Origin of the sequence: Rubrimonas sp., assembly GCF_036788415.1 — a bacterium.
In the GTDB taxonomy this organism is placed as follows: Bacteria; Pseudomonadota; Alphaproteobacteria; order Rhodobacterales; family Rhodobacteraceae; genus Rubrimonas.
This window is the reverse complement of sequence record NZ_DAIQNN010000048.1, coordinates 1-24149: the sequence shown is the minus strand read 5'-3', so window position 1 is coordinate 24149 and position 24149 is coordinate 1. Positions and strand designations below refer to the sequence as shown.

Annotated in this window: 22 protein-coding genes and 1 tRNA gene; 12 read left to right on the top strand and 11 right to left on the bottom strand. The window is 71.2% G+C overall.

Annotation, left to right across the window (positions count from 1 at the left end; genetic code table 11):
* Position 1: 1 nt before the first annotated feature.
* Positions 2-91 (bottom strand) — tRNA-Ser (locus V7Q31_RS11805).
* Between the two features lie 376 nt (positions 92-467).
* Between V7Q31_RS11805 and lipB the strand changes: the two genes are divergently transcribed.
* Complete coding sequence (gene lipB, locus V7Q31_RS11800; protein ID WP_333834059.1) at positions 468-1121, top strand: lipoyl(octanoyl) transferase LipB; 654 nt, start codon at positions 468-470, stop codon at positions 1119-1121.
* Positions 1122-1241: 120 nt separating this feature from the next.
* Positions 1242-1661: a c-type cytochrome gene (locus V7Q31_RS11795; RefSeq protein WP_333834058.1), complete on the top strand. Its 420-nt coding sequence runs from the start codon at positions 1242-1244 to the stop codon at positions 1659-1661.
* Between the two features lie 54 nt (positions 1662-1715).
* Here V7Q31_RS11795 and V7Q31_RS11790 read toward each other — a convergent pair whose 3' ends face one another.
* Complete coding sequence (locus tag V7Q31_RS11790; RefSeq protein WP_333834057.1) at positions 1716-2501, bottom strand: creatininase family protein; 786 nt, start codon at positions 2499-2501, stop codon at positions 1716-1718.
* Between the two features lie 119 nt (positions 2502-2620).
* Between V7Q31_RS11790 and V7Q31_RS11785 the strand changes: the two genes are divergently transcribed.
* The gene (locus V7Q31_RS11785) at positions 2621-3847 is read left to right on the top strand and encodes an FAD-dependent monooxygenase (RefSeq protein WP_333834056.1); all 1227 of its coding nucleotides are present in this window, start codon (positions 2621-2623) and stop codon (positions 3845-3847) included.
* A 290-nt stretch (positions 3848-4137) separates the two neighbouring features.
* Positions 4138-4833: an SDR family NAD(P)-dependent oxidoreductase gene (locus V7Q31_RS11780; RefSeq protein WP_333834055.1), complete on the top strand. Its 696-nt coding sequence runs from the start codon at positions 4138-4140 to the stop codon at positions 4831-4833.
* Here the strand turns inward: V7Q31_RS11780 and V7Q31_RS11775 are convergent.
* The gene (locus V7Q31_RS11775) at positions 4806-5612 is read right to left on the bottom strand and encodes an alpha/beta hydrolase (protein WP_333834054.1); all 807 of its coding nucleotides are present in this window, start codon (positions 5610-5612) and stop codon (positions 4806-4808) included. The two genes, V7Q31_RS11780 and V7Q31_RS11775, sit on opposite strands and share 28 nt — an antisense overlap.
* A gap of 85 nt (positions 5613-5697) precedes the next feature.
* Between V7Q31_RS11775 and V7Q31_RS11770 the strand changes: the two genes are divergently transcribed.
* The 3 genes from V7Q31_RS11770 (at position 5698) to V7Q31_RS11760 (ending at position 8492) form a co-directional block, all read left to right on the top strand.
* Entirely contained in the window at positions 5698-6846 is a 1149-nt protein-coding gene (locus V7Q31_RS11770) for a glycosyltransferase family 4 protein (protein WP_333834053.1), read from the top strand.
* A 109-nt stretch (positions 6847-6955) separates the two neighbouring features.
* Positions 6956-7918 carry a ring-cleaving dioxygenase gene (locus tag V7Q31_RS11765; protein ID WP_333834052.1) on the top strand — a complete coding sequence of 321 codons (963 nt, stop codon included), beginning with the start codon at positions 6956-6958 and terminating at the stop codon, positions 7916-7918.
* A gap of 70 nt (positions 7919-7988) precedes the next feature.
* The gene (locus V7Q31_RS11760; protein WP_333834051.1) at positions 7989-8492 is read left to right on the top strand and encodes an OmpA family protein; all 504 of its coding nucleotides are present in this window, start codon (positions 7989-7991) and stop codon (positions 8490-8492) included.
* An 18-nt stretch (positions 8493-8510) separates the two neighbouring features.
* Here V7Q31_RS11760 and V7Q31_RS11755 read toward each other — a convergent pair whose 3' ends face one another.
* On the bottom strand, positions 8511-10160 hold the full coding sequence (locus V7Q31_RS11755) for an ATP-binding protein (protein WP_333834050.1): 1650 nt from the start codon (positions 10158-10160) through the stop codon (positions 8511-8513).
* Positions 10161-10333: 173 nt separating this feature from the next.
* On the opposite strand from V7Q31_RS11755, the gene pyk reads away from it, so the two are divergent.
* Complete coding sequence (gene pyk / locus V7Q31_RS11750; RefSeq protein ID WP_333834049.1) at positions 10334-11788, top strand: pyruvate kinase; 1455 nt, start codon at positions 10334-10336, stop codon at positions 11786-11788.
* Between the two features lie 15 nt (positions 11789-11803).
* On the opposite strand, the gene V7Q31_RS11745 is transcribed toward pyk, so the two are convergent.
* On the bottom strand, positions 11804-12400 hold the full coding sequence (locus V7Q31_RS11745) for a transglycosylase SLT domain-containing protein (protein WP_333834048.1): 597 nt from the start codon (positions 12398-12400) through the stop codon (positions 11804-11806).
* A 79-nt stretch (positions 12401-12479) separates the two neighbouring features.
* Positions 12480-13355, bottom strand: a complete 876-nt coding sequence (locus V7Q31_RS11740) for an AEC family transporter (protein WP_333834047.1) — start codon at positions 13353-13355, stop codon at positions 12480-12482.
* A gap of 130 nt (positions 13356-13485) precedes the next feature.
* Here V7Q31_RS11740 and V7Q31_RS11735 point away from each other — a divergent pair, with 130 nt between their 5' ends.
* The 4 genes from V7Q31_RS11735 (at position 13486) to ggpS (ending at position 17769) form a co-directional block, all read left to right on the top strand.
* The gene (locus V7Q31_RS11735) at positions 13486-14073 is read left to right on the top strand and encodes a DoxX family membrane protein (protein WP_333834046.1); all 588 of its coding nucleotides are present in this window, start codon (positions 13486-13488) and stop codon (positions 14071-14073) included.
* 296 nt (positions 14074-14369) lie between these two features.
* A complete protein-coding gene (locus V7Q31_RS11730; protein ID WP_333834045.1) occupies positions 14370-15482 on the top strand; it encodes an NAD(P)H-dependent glycerol-3-phosphate dehydrogenase in 1113 nt (370 codons plus the stop codon).
* A complete protein-coding gene (locus V7Q31_RS11725; protein ID WP_333834044.1) occupies positions 15479-16261 on the top strand; it encodes an HAD family hydrolase in 783 nt (260 codons plus the stop codon). The genes V7Q31_RS11730 and V7Q31_RS11725 overlap by 4 nt, the downstream gene beginning before the upstream one ends.
* Entirely contained in the window at positions 16258-17769 is a 1512-nt protein-coding gene (gene ggpS / locus V7Q31_RS11720) for a glucosylglycerol-phosphate synthase (protein ID WP_333834043.1), read from the top strand. Before V7Q31_RS11725 ends, ggpS begins: the two co-directional genes overlap by 4 nt.
* Before the next feature lie 34 nt (positions 17770-17803).
* On the opposite strand, the gene V7Q31_RS11715 is transcribed toward ggpS, so the two are convergent.
* The 5 genes from V7Q31_RS11715 to V7Q31_RS11695 form a co-directional block, all read right to left on the bottom strand.
* Entirely contained in the window at positions 17804-19939 is a 2136-nt protein-coding gene (locus V7Q31_RS11715; protein WP_333834042.1) for a 3'-5' exonuclease, read from the bottom strand.
* Between the two features lie 8 nt (positions 19940-19947).
* Positions 19948-20337, bottom strand: coding sequence for a response regulator (locus tag V7Q31_RS11710; RefSeq protein WP_333834041.1), 390 nt, complete (start codon positions 20335-20337; stop codon positions 19948-19950).
* Positions 20338-20427: 90 nt separating this feature from the next.
* Positions 20428-20949 (bottom strand): hypothetical protein, encoded by a 522-nt coding sequence (locus V7Q31_RS11705; RefSeq protein WP_333834040.1) that lies wholly within the window; start codon positions 20947-20949, stop codon positions 20428-20430.
* Positions 20950-20953: 4 nt separating this feature from the next.
* Positions 20954-22786 carry a DUF294 nucleotidyltransferase-like domain-containing protein gene (locus V7Q31_RS11700; RefSeq protein ID WP_333834039.1) on the bottom strand — a complete coding sequence of 611 codons (1833 nt, stop codon included), beginning with the start codon at positions 22784-22786 and terminating at the stop codon, positions 20954-20956.
* Between the two features lie 97 nt (positions 22787-22883).
* The coding region (locus tag V7Q31_RS11695; RefSeq protein ID WP_333834038.1) for a VC_2705 family sodium/solute symporter at positions 22884-24149 on the bottom strand (1266 nt) is incomplete at its 5' end.

Genomic DNA, 24149 nt, shown 5'->3' with positions numbered 1-24149 from the left:
GTGGCGGAGGGAGCGGGATTCGAACCCGCGATAGGGTCGCCCCTATACACGCTTTCCAGGCGTGCGCCTTCGACCACTCGGCCACCCCTCCGGCGCGCCGCGAAACTACACGGAAAGGCGGTGGACGCAACCTCAACCGACGCGGCGGCCGCGCTCTCGCATTCGACCGTCCGCCGACGCCGGTCGCGGTTTCAAGTCCCATCTTCCCGAGCGACGCGACCATCGCCGGAAACGGCGCCGCCAGAAGGGGCGAACTGACGAAGAACTCGGGCGCCGCGTCTCCGGAGCGCCGTCCATCCGGCCAAGACCGCCGACCGCGCCGGAAAGGCGCATGGCCAGGCCGTCGGTCTCCATGTGACCGAAAGTGGCCTCGACGCCATTTCGCCTGCGCATCGCCCGGCGGATGGCGGACGAGACGGCGGGGACCCCCTTCCCCCGCCGCGCGACGACCGTTAGGACGAAACGGGATGATCGAATGGCGCGCCACCGACGGCCTCACGCCCTATCCGCAGGCCGTGGCGGAGATGGAGGCGCGGGTCGCGGCGATCCGGGCGGGGACAGCGCCGGAGCTCGTCTGGCTGCTCGAGCACCCGCCGCTCTACACCGCCGGAACGTCGGCGCATCCGGGCGACCTTTTCGACCCCGACCGCTTCGAAGTGCATCGCACGGGGCGCGGCGGGGAATACACCTATCACGGCCCCGGCCAGCGCGTGGCCTATGTCATGCTCGACCTGAGCCTGCGGGGCCGGGACGTGCGGCGTTTCGTCTGGACGCTGGAGGAATGGGCGATCCGCGCGCTCGCGGCCTTCCACATTCGCGGCGAGCGGCGGGAGGGGCGCGTCGGCGTCTGGGTGCCGCGCCCCGACCGCGCACCCCGCGCGGACGGATCGCCTGCGGAGGACAAGATCGCCGCCATCGGCGTGCGCGTGCGGCGATGGGTGAGCTTTCACGGCGTCTCCATCAACGTCGACCCCGACCTGTCGCACTATGGCGGCATCGCGCCCTGCGGGCTGCGCGAGTTCGGCGTGACGAGCCTTGTCGATCTGGGCGTTCCCGCGACCATGCCCGACCTCGACCTTGCGTTGCGCGAGGCCTTCGGTGAAACATTCGGTCGCGGCTAGAAGCCGGTCTGCGGGGTTCGCCTTCGGGCTTCACGGCTCTAGACTGTGCTACAGGGAGGCGGGCGGCCTCGCTTCCGACCCAGAGGACGCCCTCAGCTATCGCCAAGGAGACGCTTCGACATGAAGACCATCATCGCCGCCGCCATCGCCGCTTTCGCCCTCGGCGGGGCCGCGCAGGCCGCCGACGCCGCCAATGGCGAGTCGGTGTTCGCCAAGCGCTGCAAGACCTGCCATGCGATCGTCAGCCCCGCTGGCGAAGAGATCGTGAAGGGCGGCAAGACCGGCCCGAACCAGTGGGGCACCATCGGCCACAAGGCCGGCTCGCACGCCGATTTCGACAAGTACGGCGACAGCCTCGTCGCCGCCGGCGAGAAGGGCCTCGTCTGGACCGAGGAAGAGGTCGTCAAGTATCTCGCCGATCCGCGCGCCTATCTGCGCGAGTATCTCGGCGACCCGAAGGCGCGCTCGCTGATGGCCTTCAAGCTCGCCAAGGAAGAAGAAGCGGCCGACGTCGCGGCCTATCTGGCGCAGTTCCAGTAATCTCAAACTCCGGTTTGCGGCGCGCGCCGGCCCGGTCGGCGCGCGCCGTGCGTTTCAGGCGCCAAACGCGCCGAAATTCGACAGATCGAGCGCGGCGACCTCGCGCAGCAGCGCCGCGAATCCCTCCGCCTGATGCGCCGCCGCCAGACTCCCCTTCTCGGCCGTGGCCAGATGCGCCTCGCCCGCGACGCCTTCGGGGTTCACATCCGCCGCGATCCAGCCATAGCCGACAGGGCCGGTCGGGCGCAGCAGGCCCGCCCCCTCGCCGGAATTCGCGAAGTCGCGCGCCGCGCCCATGTCCACGAGGTCCGGGCGGAAATGCAGCATCAGCGACGTCTCGTAATCGCCGCCATGAATGCCGAATTCGCGCTCGCGGGCCGAGAACAGGCCCTCGGGCGTTCCGAACGCGCCCCAATGGCACCGGACGCAGAGCATCCCCGCGCGCACCCGCAACTCGCGCGCCGCGATCGAGATCAGGTCGGCGTTGCCGCCATGGCTGTTGACGACGACCATCTTGCGCACGCCCGCCCGCGCGACCGACAATCCGATCTCGACCCAGAGCGCCGTGGCGAGTTCGGCGGGCAGCGTCAGCGTGCCGGCGACATGCAGATGCTCGTTGGACTTGCCGACCATCTGAAGCGGCAGCAGCCGAATGTCGAGATCGTCGGGCAGCCGCGCGCCGGTTTCGCGCAAGAGCCCCGCCGCGATTTCGGAATCGGTGCTCAGCGGCAGATGCGGACCGTGCTGCTCGACCGCCGCCGTCGCCAGCACCGCGACCGTGCGCGCGGGCTCGACCGCCAGCCGCGGGCCTGCGCCGAAATCGCCCCAGCTCCGCAGCATCGCGCCCCCTCCCCCCGCAAGCGAATCGCCGGCATCCCATCCCGACGCGCCCGCGCTGTCCAGCGCGGTCGGCGCGCCGGGAGTGGACAAGCGCCCCGCGCGCCCGATACTCACGCGCCATGACCCAGAACGCACTCGACGCCGATCTCCTCATCGCCGGCGGCGGCCTCGTCGGGCCGGCGCTGGCGCTCGCCGCGGCGCAGGCGGGGCTGTCCTCGATCCTGATCGACGCGGAGCCGCGCGAGCGCCGCGCCGCGCCGGAATTCGACGGGCGCGCCTATGCGCTGGCGGCGGCCTCGGTGCGCTGCCTGCAGGCGCTCGGACTCTGGGCGCCGGTGGCGGCGCAGGCGCAGCCGATGACGGCCATCGAGATTTTCGACGGCGTTCCGGGGCGACGCGGGGACCGTCGCCTGCGCTTCGACGGCGAGGGCGACGCGCCCTTCGCGGTGCTGCTCGAAGATCGGTTCCTGCGCGGCGCGCTGCTCGACGCCGTCGCCGCCGAGCCGCTGATCGCCGAGCGCGCGCCGGCGCGTGCGGCGGCGATGCGGGTCGAGCCGGGACGGGCGGCGCTGACGCTCGAGGACGGGACGGAGCTGAGCGGACGGCTGGTCGCGGCCTGCGACGGCAAGCGCTCGGCGCTGGCGCGCGGCGCGGGCATCGCGCGCGCCGGGCGGGCCTACGACCAGATCGGGCTGGTCTGCGCGATCCGCTGCGAGCGCCCGCATGAGGGGGTGGCGCGGCAGATCTTCTATCCGGGAGGGCCCTTCGCGATCCTGCCGCTGCCGGGCGACCGCGCCTCCATCGTGTGGTCCGAGCGCGCGCCGGTCGCGCGGCGGATCGCGGGGCTCGACGACCGCGCCTATGCTGCGGAGATCGCTGCGCGCATGGGGGGGCTGCTCGGGCGGGTGGCGCTGGAGGGGCGGCGCTGGGCCTATCCGCTGGCGCTGTCGGTGGCGCGCGACTTCGTCGCGCCGCGTCTGGCGCTCGTCGGCGACGCCGCGCATGCGATGCACCCGATCGCGGGCCAGGGCTTCAACGTCGCCCTGCGCGACGTGGGCGCGCTGGCGGAAGTTCTGGCGGAGGCCGCGCGCCGCGGCGAGGATGTCGGCGGCGCCCTGCCGCTCGAGCGTTACCAGCGCTGGCGGCGCTTCGACTCCAATCTGTTCGGCATCTTCACCGACGGGATGAACCGTCTGTTCTCCAACGATCTCGGCCCGCTGCGCGCGCTGCGCGATCTGGGGCTCGCGGCCGTCGAGGCGGCGCCCGCCCTCAAGCGCGCCTTCGTCGCCGCCGCGGCGGGGGATGCGGGCGAGCCGCCGCGGCTGCTGCGGGGACTGGCGCTGTAGGCCCGCGATGGCGGTTTCGCACGAGCATCCCCCAGTCGAGTTGGGCGCCGAGGAGCGCGCCCTCCCCGGCTGGAGCGGGGGCGCTGGCCGCGCGCATCTTGGGCGCAAGCCGGCCCGAGGACTTCGATCGACCGAGATTTTCCTCTCAAAACCAACGGCCCACACCTTGTGACCAGCGTCTTTCAGGCCGATCTCCCCTCTCGCGGCGAGCGGCGAGCTTCGGTCGATGACCGCACCCCGCGCAAATTCGCTCGCCCCGCCCCGCATCCCCACGCACGGAGAGACGACCGATGTCCCGAACCCTCCTGATCACCGGCGCCAATCGCGGGGTCGGCTTCGCGCTGGCGCGGGCGGCGGCGGCGCGCGGCGACGTCGTGCTGGCCACGGCGCGCGACCCGGTCGGGTCCGACGCGCCGGCCCGGCTGGCGGCGGAAGGCGGCGACGTCGACTTTTTCGCCCTCGACGTCACGGAGCCGGACCGCGCCGAGGACCTCGCCCGCCTGCTCGCCGACCGGACGCTCGACATCCTCGTCTGCAACGCCGGCGCCTATCTCGGACGCGGCGGGATCGACGACCCCGCCCTCGACGCCGAAGCCTGGCGCACCGTGCTGATGACCAATGTCGCGGGGCCGTTCTTCACCGTGCGCGCCTTCCTGCCGCTGCTGCGCAAGGCGCCGGCGGGCAAGGTGGCGGTGATCTCCTCGATCATGGGCTCCACGACGCGCGCGAAAGGCGGGTCCTACGCCTATCGCGCCTCCAAGGCCGCGGCGACCAACCTCGCCTGCAACCTCGCCGCCGAGTTGAAGCCGATGGGCGTCGCCGTCGGCGCCTATCACCCCGGCTGGGTGCGCACCGAGATGGGCGGCGCCGGCGCCGATGTCGAACCCAGAGCCAGCGCCGCGGGGCTGCTGGCGCGCTTCGATGCGCTGTCGCTTGCGACGACGGGGGTCGTCGAGGATTACGCCGGCGCGCCGATCCCGCTCTGACCGGTCTGCGCGGCGAATCGGTCGAGCAGCGCGTCGAGCTCCGCCGTCAGGAGCGCCAGCTCGGCGGGGCCGCTGAAGCGGTGATCGGCGCGCTTGACCAGCGTCAGCCGCAGATCGGCGGCGTCGATATGGTCGAGCAGGCGCAACCCAACCGCCGGCGGCACGTCCACGTCCGCCGTCCCCTGCAACAGGCGGACCGGAAAGGGCAGGTGCAGAGGCGTGCGCAGCACGAGGTTGTCGCGCCCGTCCTCGATCAACCGGCGCGTGACGGTCAGCCCGGCGGGGTCGTAGTCGCTCGGCACGACGACCTCGCCGCGCTCGGCCAGTTCCGCGCGCTGGGCCGCGCTGAAGCCGCGCCACATCGCATCCTCGGTGAAATCGGGGGCCGCCGCGATCCCGACCAGGGCCGCGACCCGCTCCGGCGCCTCGCGCGCGATCAGCAGCGCGATCCAGCCGCCCATCGAGGAGCCGACGAGGATCTGCGGCCCCTCCGTCAGATGCGCCAGCGCGTCGCGCGCGTCGCGCGCCCAGTCGCCGACGCAGCCCTCGGCGAAGCGCCCCGAGGAAGCGCCGTGGCCGGTGTAGTCGAAGCGCAGGAACGCGCAGCCGCGCGCCTCGGCCCAAAGTTGCAGATGCGCCGCCTTGGTCCCGGTCATATCGGAGGCGAAGCCGCCGAGAAACGCCACGCCGGGGGCGCGCGCCAACTCCCCCTTGGCGAAGGTTCTGTGATAGGCCAGCCTGCGGCCGTCGTTCAGGTCGAGAAAGTGCGGAGCGTTCATGGTCGCCGATCCTCTCGCTGGTCCTCGCGCGCGCGCCGACCATAGCGACGGGGCCGCCCGCGACCAAGCTGCGAGGCCCCTCACCGTGCTGCAGGTCCTGCCCCGGCTCGACGTCGGGGGCGTCGAGCGCGGCGCGCTCGAGGTCGCGCGCGCGGTCGCCGCGGCGGGCGGGCGGGCGCTGGTGGCGAGCGAGGGCGGCCGGCTCGCGGCGCGTCTGGCGCTGCAGGGGGCCGAGCATGTGCCCGGCCCGTTCGCGTCGAAGAACCCGCTGACGATCTGGCGCAACGCCGGGCGGCTCGCGCAGCTGATCGTCGCGGAAGGGGTGGACGTGGTGCACGCGCGCTCGCGCGCCCCGGCCTGGAGCGCGCTGCTCGCCGCGCGCCGCACCGCGCGGCCCTTCGTGACGACATGGCACGGCGTCTATTCCGAGTCCGGCCCGTTCAAGCGGCTCTACAATTCGGTGATGGCGAAAGGTCGTCCGACGATCGCGATCTCGGAGTTCATCCGCGATCTGATCGTCGCCCGACATGGGCTGGACCCGGCGCTGATCGAGGTGATCCCGCGCGGCGCCGACCTCGGCGCCTTCGCGGAAGAGCTCGTCAGCGCCGAGCGCGCCATCGCTGTGGCGCGCGACTGGGGCATCGTGGAGGACCCGCGGCCCGTGGTTCTGCTGCCGGCGCGGCTGTCGCGCTGGAAGGGGCAGAGCGCCTTCGTCGAGGCGGCGGCGCTGCTCAAGGCGCGGCGCGGCGCGGCGGATTTCCTGTTCGTCCTGGTCGGCGGCGGCGCCGACTCCGACGCCGGAGAAGCGCTGCTCGCCCAGGCGCGCGCGCGCGACGCGCTGGACGTCGTGCGGCTCGGCGGGCTGTGCGAGGACATGCCGGCGGCCTACAAGCTCGCCTCGGTCGTCGTCTCGGCTTCGACCGAGCCCGAAGCGTTCGGGCGGACGCCGGTCGAGGCGCAGGCGATGGGCCGCCCGGTGATCGCGACCGACCATGGCGGCGCGCGCGAGACCGTCGCGCATGGCCGGACCGGCTGGCTCGTTCCGCCGGGCGACGCGGCGGCGCTGGCCGATGCGGCGGATGCGGCGCTGTCGCTCGACGCCTCGGCGCGGGCGCATATGGCGGCGGCGGGGCGGGCGCGGGTCGCCCAGCTGTTCACCGTCGCCGAGATGCAGCGGCGCACGCTCGCCGTCTATGAGCGCGTCGCCGGGCGCAGCTTCGGCGCTGGCGGTTGATGGCGCACAAGTTTCCAAATTCGCAACAGTTTTGCGATATGGAACTTAATTCTCTATATTTCCGTTGGCCCATATCTGCGCGACTCCGTCTCATGCGAAGGTTTCGCCGATGTCCATTCCGCCGCGCCCCGATGTCGAAGGCCTGCACCATGTCACCGCGATCTGCGGCGACCCCGCAAGCAACCGCGCGTTTCACGTCGGCGCGCTCGGGCTGCGCATGGTCAAGCGGACGGTGAATTTCGACGATCCGACGGCTTGGCACCTCTATTATGGCGACGAGTTGGGCTCAGCGGGGTCTGCGATGACCTATTTCGCCTGGGCCGACTCGCCGGCGGGGCGGACCGGGGCGGGGCAGGTCGCGACCGTGCGATACGCCGTCCCGCCCGGCGCGCTGGACTTCTGGGCGGCGCGGCTGCCCCGTTTCGGCGCGACGCTGCTCGACCGGGCGCCCATTTTCGGCGCGCCCGCCCTGCGCCTCGCCGATCCCGACGGCCTGCCCCTCGCGCTGGTCGAGACCGACGACCCGCGCGCGCCGTGGACGACCGACGAGATCGGCCCTGACGTCGCGATCCGCGGGTTTCAGGGCGTCGCGCTGGCGCTGCGCGAAGGCGCGAGCACGGCGCGCATCCTGACCGAGGCTCTCGGCTACGCCGAGATCGGCCGGGAGGCCCCGGCGTCGGGCGCGTCGCTGATCCGGTTCGGCGCGCGCCGCGGCGCCGCCGGCCCTGCGGGCGTGGTCGACCTCGCCGTCGATCCGAGCGCGCCCTATGGACGGTCGGGGCGCGGCACGGTGCATCACGTCGCCTTCAGCACGCCCGACGCCGCATCGCAGCTGCGCGTCCGCGCCCGGCTCGCGATGTTGGGTCTTCAGGTGACCGAGCCGATCGACCGCACCTATTTCACGGCGATCTACGCCCGCACGCCCGGCGGCGTCCTGTTCGAAGTCGCGACGGACGGTCCCGGCTTCGACGTGGACGAGCCGCGCGCGACGCTCGGCGAGGCGCTGGCGCTGCCGCCGCAGCACGCGCCGATGCGCGCGCGCATCATCGCGGCGCTGCCGCCGCTCGACTGACGCGCGCGCTCTGGCGGCGCCGGGCGGGTTCTGGCAGGGTGGGAAAGTCGAAGCGGACGGGAGATCGGCGATGAGCGTGACGAGAACGGCGGGCGCGGCGCTTCTGGCGGCGCTTCTGGGCGGCGCAGGGCTGGCGCAGGAGACGACGACGGAACCCGGAGCGGGTCAGGGGCCGCGCGAGATCCTGTTCGGCTTCACGGTCGTCCCCTTCGGCCCCGAGGGGATCGAGACGGTCTCGTCGGTCGCGCGCACGTTCCGCCGCGGCGGTTTCGGCGCGGCGGAAGTCGTCGGCCATGCCGACACGGTCGGCGGAAGCGACGCCAACCTCGCCCTCTCGCTGCGGCGCGCCGACTTCACCCGCGACGAGCTGGTCGCACGCGGCGTTCCCGCGTCGGCGGTCGCCATCACGGCGCTCGGCGAGACCGACCTCGCCGAGCAGACCGGAGACGAGGTGCGCCGCTCGGCCAATCGCCGCGTCGCCATCGCGATCATCGGCGAAGGCATGGGCGCGCCGCTGGATGAGACGCGCCCGCCGGCGATGCGGCTGCCCCCAGCGCCCGCGATCCAGGACTGACGCCTGCGCTGCGCGGGTTCACCGCGCAGCGACGCTCGGCTGCTCCGCCCGCCCGGTCCGACGCGCATCGCGCAGCGCGGCGCGCAAGGCCTGCGCGAGTTCCTCGATGGCGTAGGGCTTGCGCAGGAGACGCGCGCCGATCCGCTCGGCCCCCACGACAGATGCGGCGACATAGCCGCTGACGAAGATCACCGGCAGCTCGGGCCGGGTCGCCCGCGCGGCGTCGGCCAGCTCGGGCCCCGACATGCCGCCGGGCATCATCACATCGGTGATCATCGCGTCGATCACCCGCCCGGACTCGATCTCGCGCAGCGCCTGCGCGGCGTCGGCGGCGCGGATCGGCGCGTAGCCCAGATCGTGCAGCATGGCCTCGGCGGTCTCCAGCAGGTCGAGTTCGTCCTCGACCAGCAGCACCGCGCGCCCGGCCCCGTCAGGGCGCAGCGGCTCGACGACGACCGCGCGGGGATCGGCGGGCGCGCCGCGCCGCAGGCGCATCCGCACCGTGGCGCCGCTCCCCTGCTCGGTGTCGATGCGAAGCTGGCCGCCGCAGCGGCGCACCGCGCCGTAGACCATAGACAGCCCCAGACCCGTGCCGCGCGCCGGCCCCTTCGTCGTGAAGAACGGGTCGAGCGCGCGGGCGTAGATCTCCGCGCTCATGCCGGGGCCGTCGTCGATCACCCGGATCTCCACGAGGCCGGGATCGTCCGTGGCCACCTCCGCCTCGACGCGGATCGAGCCTTGCCCGCGCGCCGCCGAGATCGCGTCGCGGGAATTGGCGACGAGGTTGAGCGCCGCCGTGATCATCTGCGCGCGGTCGCAGCGCACGCTGAGACCGGGGTCGGGCCGGGCGAAGCGCAGCGAGATCGAGGCGTCGACGAGGTTCTGCGCGAGCGGCGCGATCTCATCGAGCAGCGCCGCCACCGCGATCTCCTCGATCTGCACCGAGTCGCGCTTGGCGAAGCCGAGCAGCCGGCTGACCAGCTCCGCCCCGGTCCGCGTCGCGCGCAGCGCCGCGTCCAGATGGCGGGCGATGCGCGGGTCGTCGCCGGAGCGACGCTGCGCCAGTTGCAGCGCGCCGAGAATGGTCGACAGCAGATTGTTGAAGTCGTGCGCGACGCCGCCGGTCAGCTTGCCCAGCGCGTCGAGCCGGTCGGCCCGGTCGCCGAGCAGGCGCGCGCGGTGCTGCTCGGTCACGTCCTCGAGCGTCATCACCGCGCCGATGAGCGCCCCGATCGGCGCGGGCTCGGCGGTGACGCGCACGCGCATCTCCTCGGACTGCGGGTCGGTGCGCAGCAGATACTCCGCCCCGCGCAGCCGCCGCCCGCGCCGCAGGGCGTCGAGCGGGCCGGCGTCGACCGCGCCCTCCTGCGGCGGGCGGAAAGTCGCGCCCTCGGGCCAGGGCGCGGGACCCGCCGGCAAGCCGAGCATGCGGCGGGCCGCCTCGTTCGACAGCTCGATGCGGCCTTCGGCGTCGAGCGCGAGGATCGCGGTGGCGGCGGTGTCGAGCGCCATCTTGAGGACCGCCTCGCGCTTCTCGAGCCGCGACCGCCGGCGGCGCTCGGCGCGGCGGCGCAGCTCCGCCGTGAGCGCGAGCAGGCCGAGGGCCGCGCACAGCGCGAGCGGCCATGCGTCGCGCCAGCCGTCGAGCCAGCCCTGCGCCATCGCCATCGCCGCCGCCTCCGCGCTCCCTTTCCGACATCCTGTCGCAGCCGATGGTTAACGCATCGTTCGGAAAGATGACCGCGCCGGGCCGCGCGCCCCGGCGCCGGCGAAAAAAAGGCGGGCGCCGGGCCGGTTGCGGCGCTACAAGCAGGGCGACCCCGCTCGCAAGGACCGCCCCGATGCCGCTCACCCGCCGCCGCCGCAAGGTCAAGATCGTCGCCACGCTCGGCCCGTCCTCCTCCAGCCGCGAGATGATCGAGGCGTTGTTCGACGCCGGCGCCGACGTGTTCCGCCTCAACATGAGCCATGGCTCGCACGAGGACACCGCCCGCCGCCACGCGCTGATCCGCGAGATCGAGCACGCGCGCGAGCGCCCGATCGGCATTCTCGCGGACCTGCAAGGCCCCAAACTGCGGGTGGGCACGTTCGCCGAAGGCTCGGCGATGCTGGCGGAGGGCGCGCCCTTCCGCCTCGACAGCGACGCCGCGCCGGGCGACGCGACGCGGGTGCACCTGCCCCACAAGGAGATCCTGCAGGCGCTCGAGCCCGGCGCGACCCTGCTGGTCAACGACGGCAAGATCCGTCTGCGCGTGACCGCTTGCGACGGGACCGCCGCCGAGACGCTGGTCGAGGTCGGCGGCGAGATCTCCGACCGCAAGGGCGTCAACGTGCCCGACGTGGTTTTGCCGCTCGCCGCCCTGACGGAGAAGGACCGCCGCGACCTCGCCTTCGTCTGCGAACTCGGGGTGGACTGGCTGGGCCTGTCCTTCGTGCAGCGCCCCGAAGACATCGTCGAGGCCAAGGCGCTGGCCGCGGGCCGGGCGGCGGTGCTCGCCAAGATCGAGAAGCCGGCGGCGGTGCGCAATGTCGAGGCGATCATCGCTGCGGCCGACGGGATCATGGTGGCGCGCGGCGATCTCGGCGTCGAGATGCCGATCGCGCAGGTGCCGCAGAACCAGAAGAAGATCATCCGCGCCTGCCGCCGCGTCGGCAAGCCGGTGATCGTCGCCACGCAGATGCTGGAATCGATGATCCACGCCCCGGTGCCGACGCGCGCGGAAGTCTCCGACGTCGCCCATGCGATCTACGAGGGGGCCGATGCGGTGATGCTGTCGGCGGAGTCGGCGGCGGGCGAATATCCGGTCGAGGCGGTCGCGACGATGAACGACATCGCCGAGACGGTCGAGGCCGATCCGGTCTATCGCGAGATCATCGAGGCCTCGCATGTCCGCATCGCCGGCAGCACCGCCGAGGCGATCATGTCGGCGGCGCGCGAAGTGGCGGAGACTGTGCAGGTCAAGGCGATCTGCTGCTTCACCCATCACGGCACGACCGCGCTGCTCGCCGCGCGCGAGCGCCCGCGCGTGCCGATCATCGCGCTGACGCCGTTCAAGTCCACGGCGCGGCGGCTCTGCCTCGTCTGGGGGCTGCATTGCGCCTTCGTCGACGAAGTCGAGCGTTTCAAGCTCGCGGTGGTGAGCGCGGCGCGCGTCGCCAACCGCGACGGCTTCGCGGCGACGACCGACCGCATCATCGTCACCGCGGGGGTGCCCTTCGGCCAGCCGGGGACCACCAACATCCTGCGCGTCGCCTATGCCGACGAGCGGGCGATCTACGAGGGCGAGCCCGCCTGAGCCCTCGGCGCGCCCCTATCGCGACGCCAGCTGCGCGCCGCCGCAGCGGGAGAGTTGCGCGCGGTAGCGCGCCGCCTGCGCCGCGACTTGCGAGGCGGCGCGCCGCACGTCGGGCTTGGCGCGCCACGCGCCGCTGCGATAGCCGCCATGGCCTTCGTGATAGGCGATGTACTGGCTGAAGGCGTCCTGCGTCGGCACGCCGTTCATCGCGCGCGTCTTGTCGAGATACCAGCCGACGAAGTCGATTGCGTCCTCGAAGTCGTCGCGCTCGGCCCGTGAATTGCCGGTCTCCTTGCGATACCAGTCCCAAGTCCCGTCGATGGCCTGCGGGTAGCCGTAGGCCGAGGAGAGACGCCCGGTCGGCACGCCGAGAAAGTATTTCCGGGGCGGGCGGGCTTCGGCGCGGAACGAGGATTCACGCCAGATGATCGCCATCTTGACCTCTTCCGGCGCGCTCCACTTGCGCGCGCTCTCGCGCGCCAGCGTCGCCCAATGGGGATTGTCGCGATAGATGGCGCAGATGTCGGACACGTCGCGCGGCTGCACGTCCTCGTGGCCCGCGCAGGCCGCAAGCATCGCGCAGCAAAGCGCAACCAGCCAGCTGCTCTTCATCCCGCCTCGCAAGTCCCGCCTCGAAGTTTTTGTCTTTGAGGGCAAGACTAGCACGAAATCCGCGCCAGCGCAGCTGTCTTCACAGCAGCGCGGCGAGCGTCGCGGGGATCACCAGCACCGAGAGCACCGTCGAGACGACGACGAGGCTCGCCACCGCGTCGGGCTGCGCGCCGTAGCGGGTGGCGAGCAGATAGTTGGTCACCGCGACCGGCGTGATCGCCTGCAGCACCAGCGCGCCCGCCGCAGCGCCCGTCAGGCCGAAAGAGGCCGCGACCGCCACGCCGATCAACCCGCACAGCAGCGCCTTGGCGAGCGCCAGCGCCACGGCGCGCCCGATCGCATGGACCTCCAGCTGCGCCACCGCCACGCCCAGCGTGATCAACATGATCGGAATGGCGATCTGGCCGGTCAGCTCCAGCGTCTTGGCGACGACGTCCGGCGTCCCCCAGCCCTGCGCGGCGAACAGGATGCCGAGCCATGAGGCGTGGAAGATCGGCTCCTTCAGCACGGCGAGCGGCGAGGCGGCGCCGGCGACCATCCAGATGCCGACGGTGAAGGACAGCGCCGCCATCACCGCGAAGACGACCATCGCATAGGCGAGCCCCGTCTCCCCATAGGCGAAGAGCGCGATGGGCAGGCCGACATTGCCGGTGTTCGCGAAAGTCATCGGCGCGAGATAGACCCGCATGGGCAGCCCGGCGCCACGCACCACAACCCACGCTCCCGCGGCGATGGCGGCATAGAGCGCGAGCGAGGCGAAGGCGAGGTCGGCGAAGGCGCGCGGTTCGATCTCGATCCGGCTGAGCACCGAGAAGATCAGCGCGGGCACGGCGATCTGCATCGACATTCGGCTGACGAAGGGGATGTCGAAATGATGGCCCGTGCGCTTCCAGACATAGCCGATCAGCGCGAGGAAAAACACCGGCGCGGTGATCTCGAGGACTTGCAGGAGCATGGGGACGCCGCACCGTGGAGGAAAGTCCGGGCTGCTAGCACGCGCCGGCCCCGCTGTCGATGGAGCGCCCCGGTAACGCGGACCCTCCGACGACGAAGAAGGAGCGACCCGACACGCAAGGAGCCCTCTGATGCGCGCCCTCTCCGCCCTGATCGCCCTGCACGACCGCCTGTTCGACGCGCTGGAGCGCGCGCTCGCCCATTGGGCGCCGGCGCTGCTCGCCCGCTTCGCCTTTTCCTCGGTGCTGCTGCTCTACTTCTGGAATTCGGCCCTGACCAAGATCGGCGACGGCGCGCTCGGCGTCTTCACCCTCTCCGACGCCGCCTATTTCCAGATCCTGCCCCCCGTGGTGGAGGCTTACGGCTACGACGCCTCCGCGGTGCCGGTATTTCCCTGGGGCCTGATCGTCGCGGCGGGAACTTACGCCGAGTTCATCCTGCCGCTCCTGATCTTGCTCGGCCTCGCCACGCGGCTCGCGGCGCTGGGGATGATCGTGTTCGTCGCCGTGCAGAGCTATGTGGACATCGCCTTCCACGGCGTGGACGCGAAGACCGTCGGCGCGATGTTCGACCGCTTCCCCGACGCGGCGATCCTCGACCAGCGTCTGCTCTGGATCGTACCCCTTTTCACGCTGATGGTGCGCGGGGCGGGCGCCGTCTCGCTCGACGCCGTCCTGTCGCGCCGCCGCGCCGCCGCGCTCCGCGCGGTCGCGGCCTGACACGAGGAAAAAGGCGCCGGGATCGCGCCCGGCGCCCTGCGGCGACCGCAGGCGCGGCGTAAAAGCAAAGACCACTCTCGCGTCAATCGTCGCGCGCATGATCAGCTTCAAATTATAATCGCCCAAATATACAAATAAAATTCCTCATTCACATTTTTATTCATCGGCAATTATGAAAAATATCGTGACGCTTGTCGGATTATTTGAAAAGCAACAAGGGCTTGGATTTTTCCACGGCGAGTCTATATTAACAAATCGCCTGCGGTCGCCTGACCGTCCCCTCGAGAGGAGAATTCATGACTGTGGTGGACCTGTCCGAGCGCATGGGCGCGCAGCGCGCCATGCCCTACCGCCGGGTGCTCGTGGCCGGCGGCGGCGCATGGGGCGCGGCGCTGGCCGCCGTCGCCGCCCGCGCGGGGCGCGAGGTGGTCGTCTGGGCCCGTCGCCCCGAACTGGCGGCGGAGATCGACTGCGACAAGCGCAACCGCGCCGCGCTCGGCGACATCGCGCTGCCCGAGACGATCCGAGCAACCGCCGATCTGGTCGAGGCCGCGCGCGGCGCCGACGCAGCGTTGCTCGTCGTCCCGTCCGTCGCCATCCGGGAGACGGCGCGCGCGCTGGCGGCAGTGCTGCCCGCCGGCGCGCCGGTCGTCCTCTGCGCCAAGGGTATCGAGCGCGAGACGGGGCTGTTGATGTCGCAAGTGGTCGCCTCGGAGTCTCCGGGCCGCCCTGTCGCCGTTCTGTCGGGGCCGAGCTTCGCCGAAGAAGTCGCGCGCGACCTGCCCACCGCCGTCACCATCGCGTCCGACTGCGCCGCCCATCAGGGCGAGGCGAGCGTCGCGGCGCGGCTGGCGCTGTCGCTCGGCACCGAGCGTTTCCGCCCCTATCTCTCCGACGACATGACCGGCGCCGAAGTCGGCGGCACCGTCAAGAACGTGATCGCCATCGCCTGCGGCATGGCGCAAGGCGCGGGCTTCGGCTCGAACGCGCGGGCTGCGCTGATCACGCGCGGGCTCGACGAGATCAAGACGCTCGCCGACGCGCTGGGCGGGCGGCGCGAGACGGTCACCGGCCTGTCGGGCATGGGCGACCTCATGCTCACCGCCTCCTCGACGCAGTCGCGCAACTTCTCCTATGGCGAGCAGATCGGCCGGCGCGTGCCGCCGGCGAAGCTGTTCGGCGGTCGCCCGGTGGTGGTCGAGGGGATCGAGAACGCCCTGTCGGTCACCGATCTGGCGCGCAGGCTCGGCGTGCGCATGCCGATCTGCGAGGCGGTGCGCGCCGTGATTCACGAGGGCGAGTCCTTCTCCGATATGTTCGAGCGGCTCTGGACGGCGCCGCTGGAATCGGAGCCCCGCGCGCTCGATCTGGAACTTGCGCATCCGGCGGCGGCGGGAGAGGCCTCGTGAGCCTCGATCAGGCGGCGCAGGCCGCTACGGGTTGGCGCTTCGCGCTCGCGACCGATCTCGACGGGACGTTTCTCGGGGGAACCGAGGCCGACCGCCGCAATCTCTACGCCCGGATCGGCGCCCATCGCCGCGCGATGGGGCTTATCTTCGTCACGGGCCGCGACCCGGAGTTCATCGAGGGGCTCTGCGCCGACGGGTTCGTGCCCTGGCCCGATTTCGTGGTCGGCGACGTCGGCACGACCATCGCCGCGATCATCGACCGCCGCGTGACGCCCATCGCCGAGCTGGAGGCCGACATCGCCGCGCTCTGGGCCGACCGGGGCGCGGAGGTGCGCCGAAGGCTGCACGGGCTGGCGGGGCTGCGCCTGCAACCCACCCCGTTCCGCCACCGTGTCAGCTACGATTACGACCCGCTGTTCTACGACGGCGCCGGCGCGCGGATCGTCGCCGAGATGGGCCTCGACCATCTGATCTCGGCCAACACATATTTCGACGTCCTGCCGCCCGGCGTCAGCAAGGGGCCGTCTCTCGTGCGGCTGATCGACTGGCTCGGCCTGCCGCGCGACGCGGTGCTGGTCGCCGGGGACACTCTCAACGACTTCTCGATGTTCGAGACCGGCATGCCCGGCGTCGCGGTGGGGGGCTCGGAGCCCGCCCTGCTCGCCCGCGTCGCCGACAAGTCCCACGTCCACAAGGCGCAGGCCCATGGCGCCGCGGGGATCGCCGAGGCGATCGCGCGCTTCGGCTTCCCGCCCCTCGCTTCAGGAGACCCGCGATGAAATCCGACCTCGTGATCGTCTATCACCGCCAGCCCTATGAGGAAGTGCTCGTCGACGGCGTTCCGATGCGCCGCGAGAACAAGAGCCCGAACGGGATCGTGCCGACGCTCAAGAGCTTCTTCGGATTGGAGAGCGGCCAGAGCTCGTGGGTCGCATGGGAGCAGGTCGACGACGAAGACGCCCGGGCGCGGTTCCAGAAAGTGATCGAGATCGAGGACAGCTTCGGGAAATACCGCGTATCGCGTCTGGCGCTGACCTCCGAGCAGGTGCGCAGCTTCTACCACGTCACCTCGAAGGAGGCGATCTGGCCGGTGCTGCACGGCTTCAAGGAGCGTTACAATTACGATCCGGTCGACTGGCCGACCTTTCGCGAGGTGAACTGGGCCTTCGCCGAGGCCGCGGCGGCGGAAGTCTCGGATGATGGCGTTGTCTGGTTCCACGACTACAACCTGTGGCTGGCGCCGGGCTATTTGCGCCAGATCAAGCCGTCGGCGAGGATCGCGTTTTTCCACCACACGCCGTTCCCCTCGGCGGACATGTTCGCGATGCTGCCGTGGCGGCGCGAGATCGTCGAAAGCCTGCTGGCTTGCGACGTGGTCGGCTTCCACATCCCCCGCTACGCGGCCAATTTCGCCCATGTCGCCCATTCGCTCGCCGGCGCGGCGATCGCCGAGGAAGTCGAGACGGAGCCGGGCCTGTCGCCCGAAGGCATGGCGCTGTCGGAGCTGGTGACGCCGACGACGCTGCGCTGGAAGGGCCGCGACGTGGCGCTGAGCACCTGGCCGGTGGGCACGAATGTGGACTATGTCACAGGGCTGGCCGACGACCCGGAGACGGCGGCGCAGCTTGAGGACATCCGCGCCGAGACCGGCGACTGTCAGCTGATACTGTCGGTCTCGCGCACCGACTACACCAAAGGCAATGTCGAGGCGCTGCTGACCTATGAGCGGCTGTTCGAGCGGCGGCCCGACATGATCGGCAAGGTGCGGCTGCTGCTGATCTCGGTGCAGGCCAACCGCAACATGCAGGCCTATGAGGAGGTCCAGCGCGGCATCGAGGAGCTGGTCGGACGGATCAACGGGCGCTTCGGGCGGTTCGACTGGCAGCCGGTGGCGCTGGTGTCGCGCGCGATCCCGTTCAAGCGGCTGGTCGCCTATCATCAGGCCGCCGACATCTGCTGGATCACGCCGCTCTGCGACGGGCTGAACCTCGTCGCGCAGGAATACGTCTCGGCCTGCGTCGACGGCGACGGCGCGCTGGTTCTGTCGGAATTCGCCGGCGTCGCGGTGGAGCTCGACGCCGCGATCCTGACCAACCCGTTCTCGAACCGCTCTATGGACGCGGCGATGGATCAGGCGCTCGACATGCCGGAGGACGAACGGCGCGCGCGGATGGCGGCACTGCGCGACAAGGTCGCGCGCTACGACATCCGCGCCTGGATCGCCGAACAGCGCCGCGCCTTCGCCGCGATCCGGGGCGCGGCGGCCCCGCTGGGCGACGCCGCCTGAGGCGGGCCGTCGCGCGGGCCGGGCCGCCGCCTCCTCAATAGGCCGCCTGGCGGCGCCGGATCGCCCCGGCGCCGCGGCTCGCGGCCAGCGCCTCGCCCAGCGTGCGCACGCCCGCAGCGTCGAGCATGTCGAACAGCCGCAGCAGCACCTCAGCCGTGGCGAGGCTGTCGCCGAGCGCCGTGTGCCGCGCGTCGGGCGGGATCTCGATTGCGAAGCGCGCCGCCAGCGCGTCCAGCGTCAGGCTGTCGGTCTGGCCGTGCAGATGCGCCGCCAGCAGCACCGTGTCGAGCACCGGCTGATCGAAGACGACGCCGCTCGTCTTTTCCTCAAGCGCCAGGAACCGCATGTCGAAAGCCGCATTGTGCGCCGCCAGCACCGAGCCCTGCGCGAAGGCGTGGAAGCGCCGCAGCACCTGCGCCGCCGGGGGCGCGTCCGCCACCATCTCGTTGGAGATCTGGTGGATGCGGATCGACGCTTCGGGAATGCGCCGCCCGGGATTGATCAGCTGGTCGAAGACTTCGCCGCGCAGCACGCGCCCGTTGACGATGCGAACCCCGGCGACCGAGATGATCCGGTCGCCGCCCGACGGGTCGAGCCCGGTCGTCTCGGTGTCGAACACCACGCAGTCGAGCTCGCGCAGGGGCGTGTCCTCGAGCGCGGTCGGCGCGCTGCGGTTGAGAAGGTCGAAATCGTAGAACTCGGGCCGGCGCTCGACCGCCGGGGCGCGGCCCAGATGCGCCTCCTTCGGCCCCGGCAGCGGCAGCCGCAGCCGCGCCCAGCCGTCGCCTTCCTCCTCGCACCAGAATTCCGCACGGTGCAGGTCGAGCACCTCGCGCGGGGTCACGCCGCCGACGCTGGCGTCGAGCGGCTCGGACAGCCAGCGCGCGAAGGCGTCCGCCGCGATCACCGGCCCCTTCCAGCGCAGATCGACATAGACCTTTGCGCCGCGCTGCGCTGCGCCCAGCGTGAAGGCGCGGGTGGCGGCGGCCTCGGCGATCCGGTTCATCAGCACATCGACCATTTCGACGATGGCGACGCTGTCGCAATGCAGCCAGACCGGATCGCCCACGATCTCGGCGGAGAAGTTCTGCGGCCCGGTGCGCCGGCGGATGATCGAGGTGAAGAGCGTCGGCGAGAACACGTCGCTCATCGGCCAGCCGACCGTCGAGAGCTCCCGCGCCTCGGCCTCGAAGGAGGCGATCCGCTCGGCGAGGCTCTGCGCCTCGCGCAGGAGCCGCGCCTCGAAGACGCGCCGCTCCGCCGGGTCGAGCCCGTCCTCGGCGAGCATCTCGCCGGCGGCGGTCAGCTCGCCCAGCGCGGGGCGGAACTCGTCGGTGATCCGGCGCAACAGCCGGTCGCGGCGCAGATGCTCGGCGATCTGCTCGGTCGCGTCCTCGAAGGTCGCGACATAGCCCGAAGGCGCCGCCTCGCGCTCGTTGAGCATCAGGGTCAGCCGGCCCTGCAGCGTGCGCCCGCCATCCGCGGTGGCGCAGACGACCGGCGCTGCTAGGGCCAGCGGATGGCTCGTATGCCGACCGTCCTGAAACCTCGCCGTGACCCGCTCGAGCGCATGTCGGAAGGGCTGCGCCGAGACCAGCGTGAACAGCGACCGCCCCAGCCCCAACTCGCCCGAGACATGCAGGATTTCGAGCGCGCGGCGGTTGTAGAGCAGTATCTTGTGGTCGAGCGTGCAGATCAGCACGCCTTGATCGAGGTCGCGCAGCACCGTCTCGAGCTGGCGGCGGCGGCGCTTCGCCTCGGCGGTGGCGCGCTTCACCGCAGCTTCGGTCTCGCGCCGCGCTGCAGCGAGGGAGGCCGCCAGATCGCCCGCGGCCGGACCGAGCAGGCCAAGATACTTCGCGGTGCCGCGCTCGTCGATGCGCAGCGCGCCTCCATGCGCGGCGGCGCGCGCGTCGCGCCCGATCCGCTCGATCGGCAGGGCGACGTTCTCGTCGAACTTCAAGCCGACCCAGACGACAAGCCCGATCAGGGCGAACAGCGCGCCGCCGCCGTGCAGGGCGACGCTGCGGCGCAACTCCGGCTCGGCCCCGAGCCAGATGACAACGAGCGCGCCGCCCACCAGCGCCAGCGCGCCGACCGCGATCAGCGCGAAGAACAACACGAAGCGCACCCGCAACGACAGGCGCGCCGCGAGCCGGCCCTTGGCCATGCGCGCGATCAGCTCGCCGCGCCCATCTCCGCCACATCCATCATCGCGCGCAGTTGCGCGGCGACGGCCCGGCAGGAGAAGGGCTTGGAGATCAACAGGTCGGCGCCGAGCGCCGCCGCCTTTTCGGCGTCGTGCTCGGCGCAGCGCGCGCTGAGCATCACGATGGGCACCCCGCGCAAACTCGGGTCGGCGCGCATCCGCCTGCACACTTCGAACACGTCGCGCCCCGGGGTCGCTGCGTCGAGCACGACGAGATCGGGGCGCCGCGCCGCCGCTTCGGCGAGCGCCGCGTCGCCGTCGCGCGCATTCCGCACGGCGCAACCGTCGCGCGACATCATATGCGAGAGCGCGGCTGCCGACGCGCCGCCGCCATCGGCCACAAGGACATTCAGCGTCATGGGCGGTCTCCCCCCGCGGAGCCCCTGCCGGCGCTTGCCGCACCAGCTTATCCCGCCTTCGTAGCAGGTATTTTCAGCGCTGTCCGCGCGTCATCCCGTCTCGCCCAGCGTGGCGCAGAAAGCGCGGCGGAGCGGATCGTCTTCCGGCAGAGGGCGCCACGCGGCGTCGGGTGGCAGACCGTCGGGGCCTGCGTCGGCGGCGTCGGCGCGCAGGCCGCGGCCGCAATCGACCAGTTGCAGCGTCTCGAAGGTCGGCTGATAGCGCTGCGCCAGATAGACAAGGCCGCGCACGATCTCGGGATTGGCGGTGCTGCGGCTGATCGTGCGCAGATCGAGCGCGCGGTAGCGGTTGACCACCGGCGCGACCAGCGTCCAGGGCTGAAGCGCCGCGCTGTGCTCGAAGGAGTCGACCACGACGATCTCGGGCGGCAGCCCGGAGACCTGCCGTCCGAACCAGCTGTAGTCGTTCCACAGCGTGAAGCCGAGCAGCGCCGCGCCAGCCGAGGCCGGAACCAGCCACCGCGCCTGAATCCCCATGGCCCGGCGCAGCGTGAAGGCGACGGACGCCGCGAAGATCGCGACCGCGATCGCCGCCAGAAAGCCCAGAAGCACCCGCTCAGCCCCCCATGCCGTGGCTGTTGGCGACGGCGGACTGCATGGTCTTGACCACGAGGAACGCATCCTTGAGGTGGTTGCGCTCCAGTTCCGACAGGGTCGCGGGCGACATGAAGTTGTCGGGCTTGCGGCCTTCGCGGATCATCCGGGCCTGATGCGCGAGCCGCATGTCGGCGATCAGGTCGTAGGCGTCGAGCAGGTCCGCAGCCCCCGAGCCGCTGACCACCTTGGCCTCGCGCGCCGCCTCCAGCCGCTCGCGCGTGCTGGCGGTCGCGAACCCGCCCATCAGCGCGTAGAGCCGCCCGAGATCGACGATCGGAACGACCCCGTTGTGCTTGAGGTCGATGCGGTCCTTGTGCTCGCCCGAGCGGATTAGCGCGAAGCCGCGGAACAGCCCCAGCGGCGGCGTGTGCTTGAGCGAGTTGCGCACCATATGGGCGCGGAAGATCGAATTCTTGCGGGCGGAGGCCAGCGTCTCCTCCTGCATTCCTTCGAACAGCGACACTTCGCCCGCGATGTCGCGCAGGTCGAACATCACCGAGGCGAGCATCTGAGCCTCCTCGTCCGGCTGCGCGATCCATCTGCGGAAATACTCGCGCCACACCCGCACCGGCTGGCGCCAGCGCGGATTGGTCGCCATCATGTCGCCGGGGCAGTAGAAGTAGCCCGCCGCATCCAGCCCGTCGGAGACGTATTTCGCAAGCTCGGTGAAATAGGCGCCGTGCTCGGCGTCGGAATAGTCGTCCGACAGGATCAGGCAGTTGTCCTGATCCGATACGCCGGTCTGCTCGCGCCGCCCCTGCGAGCCGCAGGCGGCCCAGAGATACGGCACGGGCGGCGGCCCGAGCCGCGCCTCGCCGAGCGCGAGCAGTCGCCGCGTCAGCGCGTCGGACACCGACGTCACGATCCGACCGATGTCGTAGGCGCCGGCGCCCGAGCCCACCATCTGCGCCAGCAGCGTAGGGATGCGCGCGACGACTTCGGCGAAGCCCTCATAGGTCTCGCGCTTGGCGATGTCGCCGACGAGAAACACCGCCGCCACCGCCTGCCGCCGCACCAGATTGGTCGAGGTGAGAATCCCGGTCAGCTTGCCGTCCTCGACGACCGGAAGATGCGAGATGCCTCGCTCGGTCATCGCCAGCAGCGCGTCGAAGCCGAGGCCGCTCTCGCGCACGCTCATCGGGTCGGGCGTCATCACCTGGCCCACCGGCGTGTCGGGGCCGAGCCCCTCGGCGGTCACCCGGTCGGCGAGATCGCCCGTTGTCAGGATGCCGAGAAGCCGGTCGCCGTCGGTCACCGGCAGACAGGAGATGTCGCGGTCGCGGATGATGCAGGCCGCGTCGCGCACCGTCATCGTCGGCGGCACGGTGATCGGCTTCGCCGTCATCAGATCGGCGATCCGGGTCGAGAGCAGCGGATCGGGGGCCGGCGCGGCCTCCCGGCTGCCGTCGGCGCGGTCGAAGAAGCGGGCGAAGTCGCGATGTTCGGTCATGATCCGCCGGAATATGTTGCGCTGCAACAAATAAACCGACGCGTCGGTTTCCGCAACGAGACTCTCGCCCGCGATCCCGTCGCGCAGCAGCGCCTTTTCGCAGCAGGTGTCGCCGGGGCCGAGGCGCGACAGGGCGGTGCCGTCGGGCGCGCGCAGCTCGAGCTCGCCCTCCGCGACGATGAACAGCCCCTCCACCGGCGCGCCGGCTTTGAACAGCGCCGCGCCCTTGCGGTAGCGCTGCGACGTCACATAGGCGGCGGCCTCTTCGAGCGCCTCGGGGTCGAGCAGGTCGAAGGGCGGGCGCTCGGCGACGAGAGTGAGGAAATCGTCCGTGCCGGCCATCGCGGCCCCTCCTCGCAGACTGTCCTGCGGCGCACAGCGCGCCAAAGAAGAAGCGGACCCCGCCGGGGTCCGCTTCGATGTCGCATCGCTCGGGCGATCAGTGGTCGAGGGCGGCCTGCGCGCCGCGCGGCACGCGCACGCTTTCGACGAGGTCCTGGATCTCCTGCGGCGGCTCTTCCGTGGCGTTGGACACGAAATAGGCGACCGCGAAGTTCACCAGCGCGCCCACCGTGCCGATCGACAGCGGCGAGATGCCGAACACCCAGTTGTCCGCATTGTCGGGCAGCCAGTTGGTGCCAGGCACGAAGAACCAGCCCTTGTAGATGAAGATGTAGACGACCGTGAAGATCAGCCCCGAGAGCATCCCCGCGATGCCGCCGGCGCTGTTGATGCGCTTGGAGAAGATGCCCATCATCAGCGCCGGGAAGATCGACGCCGCGGCGATCCCGAAAGCGAGCGCCACGGTCTGCGCCGCGAAGCCCGGCGGGTTGAGGCCGAGCCACGTCGCCACCGCGATCGCCACCGCCATCGAGAGACGCGCCGCAAGCAGCTCGCCCTGTTCGGAGATGTCGGGCTTCAGCGCGCCCTTGATGAGGTCGTGGCTGATCGCCGAGGAGATCGCCAGCAGCAGACCCGCCGCCGTCGAGAGCGCCGCCGCCAGACCGCCGGCCGCCACGATCGCGATCACCCAGCCCGGAAGCTGCGCGATCTCGGGGTTGGCGAGCACCAGGATGTCCTGGTTGATGGTCAGCTCGTTGCCCGCCCAGCCGCGCTCGGCGGCGGTGGCGGCGAAGCCCGCATTGGCGTCGTTGTAGACCTGGATGCGACCGTCGCCGTTCTTGTCCTCGAACTTCAGCAGGCCGGTCACTTCCCAGTTGCGCATCCAGTCGGGCCGCTCTTCATAGACCAGCGACTGCTCGTAGTTGACCTGGAGTTCGCCGTTCGACGCCGTCACCGGATAGACCGTGGTCATGATGTTGAGGCGAGCCATCGCGCCGACGGCCGGGGCAACGGTGTAGAGCAGCGCGATGAAGACCAGCGCCCAGCCGGCCGACCAACGCGCGTCGGCCACTTTCGGCACGGTGAAGAAGCGGATGATCACATGCGGCAGACCCGCGGTGCCGATCATCAGCGACATGGTGAAGAGCACCATGTTCAGCGTGTTGGAGTGATGGCCGGTGTAGTCGCGGAAGCCCAGATCGGTGATCACCTGGTCGAGCGTCGTCAGCAGCGGCTGGCCGGACTCGGTGTGCGTGCCGAACAGGCCCATCTGCGGCAGGAAGTTGCCGGTCAGCTGCAGCGAGATGAAGATCGCCGGGATCGTGTAGGCGGTGATCAGCACGACGTACTGGGCGACCTGCGT

What these genes read in the sequence shown, in the direction of transcription:
- lipB (WP_333834059.1), top strand. Translation starts at nt 468, where the DNA reads ATGATCGAATGGCGCGCCACCGACGGCCTCACGCCCTATCCGCAGGCC.
- ggpS (WP_333834043.1), top strand. Translation starts at nt 16,258, where the DNA reads ATGAAATCCGACCTCGTGATCGTCTATCACCGCCAGCCCTATGAGGAA.
- V7Q31_RS11715 (WP_333834042.1), bottom strand. Translation starts at nt 19,939, where the DNA reads ATGGCCAAGGGCCGGCTCGCGGCGCGCCTGTCGTTGCGGGTGCGCTTC.
- V7Q31_RS11790 (WP_333834057.1), bottom strand. Translation starts at nt 2,501, where the DNA reads ATGCTGCGGAGCTGGGGCGATTTCGGCGCAGGCCCGCGGCTGGCGGTC.
- V7Q31_RS11760 (WP_333834051.1), top strand. Translation starts at nt 7,989, where the DNA reads ATGAGCGTGACGAGAACGGCGGGCGCGGCGCTTCTGGCGGCGCTTCTG.
- V7Q31_RS11765 (WP_333834052.1), top strand. Translation starts at nt 6,956, where the DNA reads ATGTCCATTCCGCCGCGCCCCGATGTCGAAGGCCTGCACCATGTCACC.
- V7Q31_RS11780 (WP_333834055.1), top strand. Translation starts at nt 4,138, where the DNA reads ATGTCCCGAACCCTCCTGATCACCGGCGCCAATCGCGGGGTCGGCTTC.
- V7Q31_RS11710 (WP_333834041.1), bottom strand. Translation starts at nt 20,337, where the DNA reads ATGACGCTGAATGTCCTTGTGGCCGATGGCGGCGGCGCGTCGGCAGCC.
- V7Q31_RS11785 (WP_333834056.1), top strand. Translation starts at nt 2,621, where the DNA reads ATGACCCAGAACGCACTCGACGCCGATCTCCTCATCGCCGGCGGCGGC.
- V7Q31_RS11745 (WP_333834048.1), bottom strand. Translation starts at nt 12,400, where the DNA reads ATGAAGAGCAGCTGGCTGGTTGCGCTTTGCTGCGCGATGCTTGCGGCC.
- V7Q31_RS11755 (WP_333834050.1), bottom strand. Translation starts at nt 10,160, where the DNA reads ATGGCGATGGCGCAGGGCTGGCTCGACGGCTGGCGCGACGCATGGCCG.
- V7Q31_RS11735 (WP_333834046.1), top strand. Translation starts at nt 13,486, where the DNA reads ATGCGCGCCCTCTCCGCCCTGATCGCCCTGCACGACCGCCTGTTCGAC.
- pyk (WP_333834049.1), top strand. Translation starts at nt 10,334, where the DNA reads ATGCCGCTCACCCGCCGCCGCCGCAAGGTCAAGATCGTCGCCACGCTC.
- V7Q31_RS11795 (WP_333834058.1), top strand. Translation starts at nt 1,242, where the DNA reads ATGAAGACCATCATCGCCGCCGCCATCGCCGCTTTCGCCCTCGGCGGG.
- V7Q31_RS11775 (WP_333834054.1), bottom strand. Translation starts at nt 5,612, where the DNA reads ATGAACGCTCCGCACTTTCTCGACCTGAACGACGGCCGCAGGCTGGCC.
- V7Q31_RS11700 (WP_333834039.1), bottom strand. Translation starts at nt 22,786, where the DNA reads ATGGCCGGCACGGACGATTTCCTCACTCTCGTCGCCGAGCGCCCGCCC.
- V7Q31_RS11730 (WP_333834045.1), top strand. Translation starts at nt 14,370, where the DNA reads ATGACTGTGGTGGACCTGTCCGAGCGCATGGGCGCGCAGCGCGCCATG.
- V7Q31_RS11740 (WP_333834047.1), bottom strand. Translation starts at nt 13,355, where the DNA reads ATGCTCCTGCAAGTCCTCGAGATCACCGCGCCGGTGTTTTTCCTCGCG.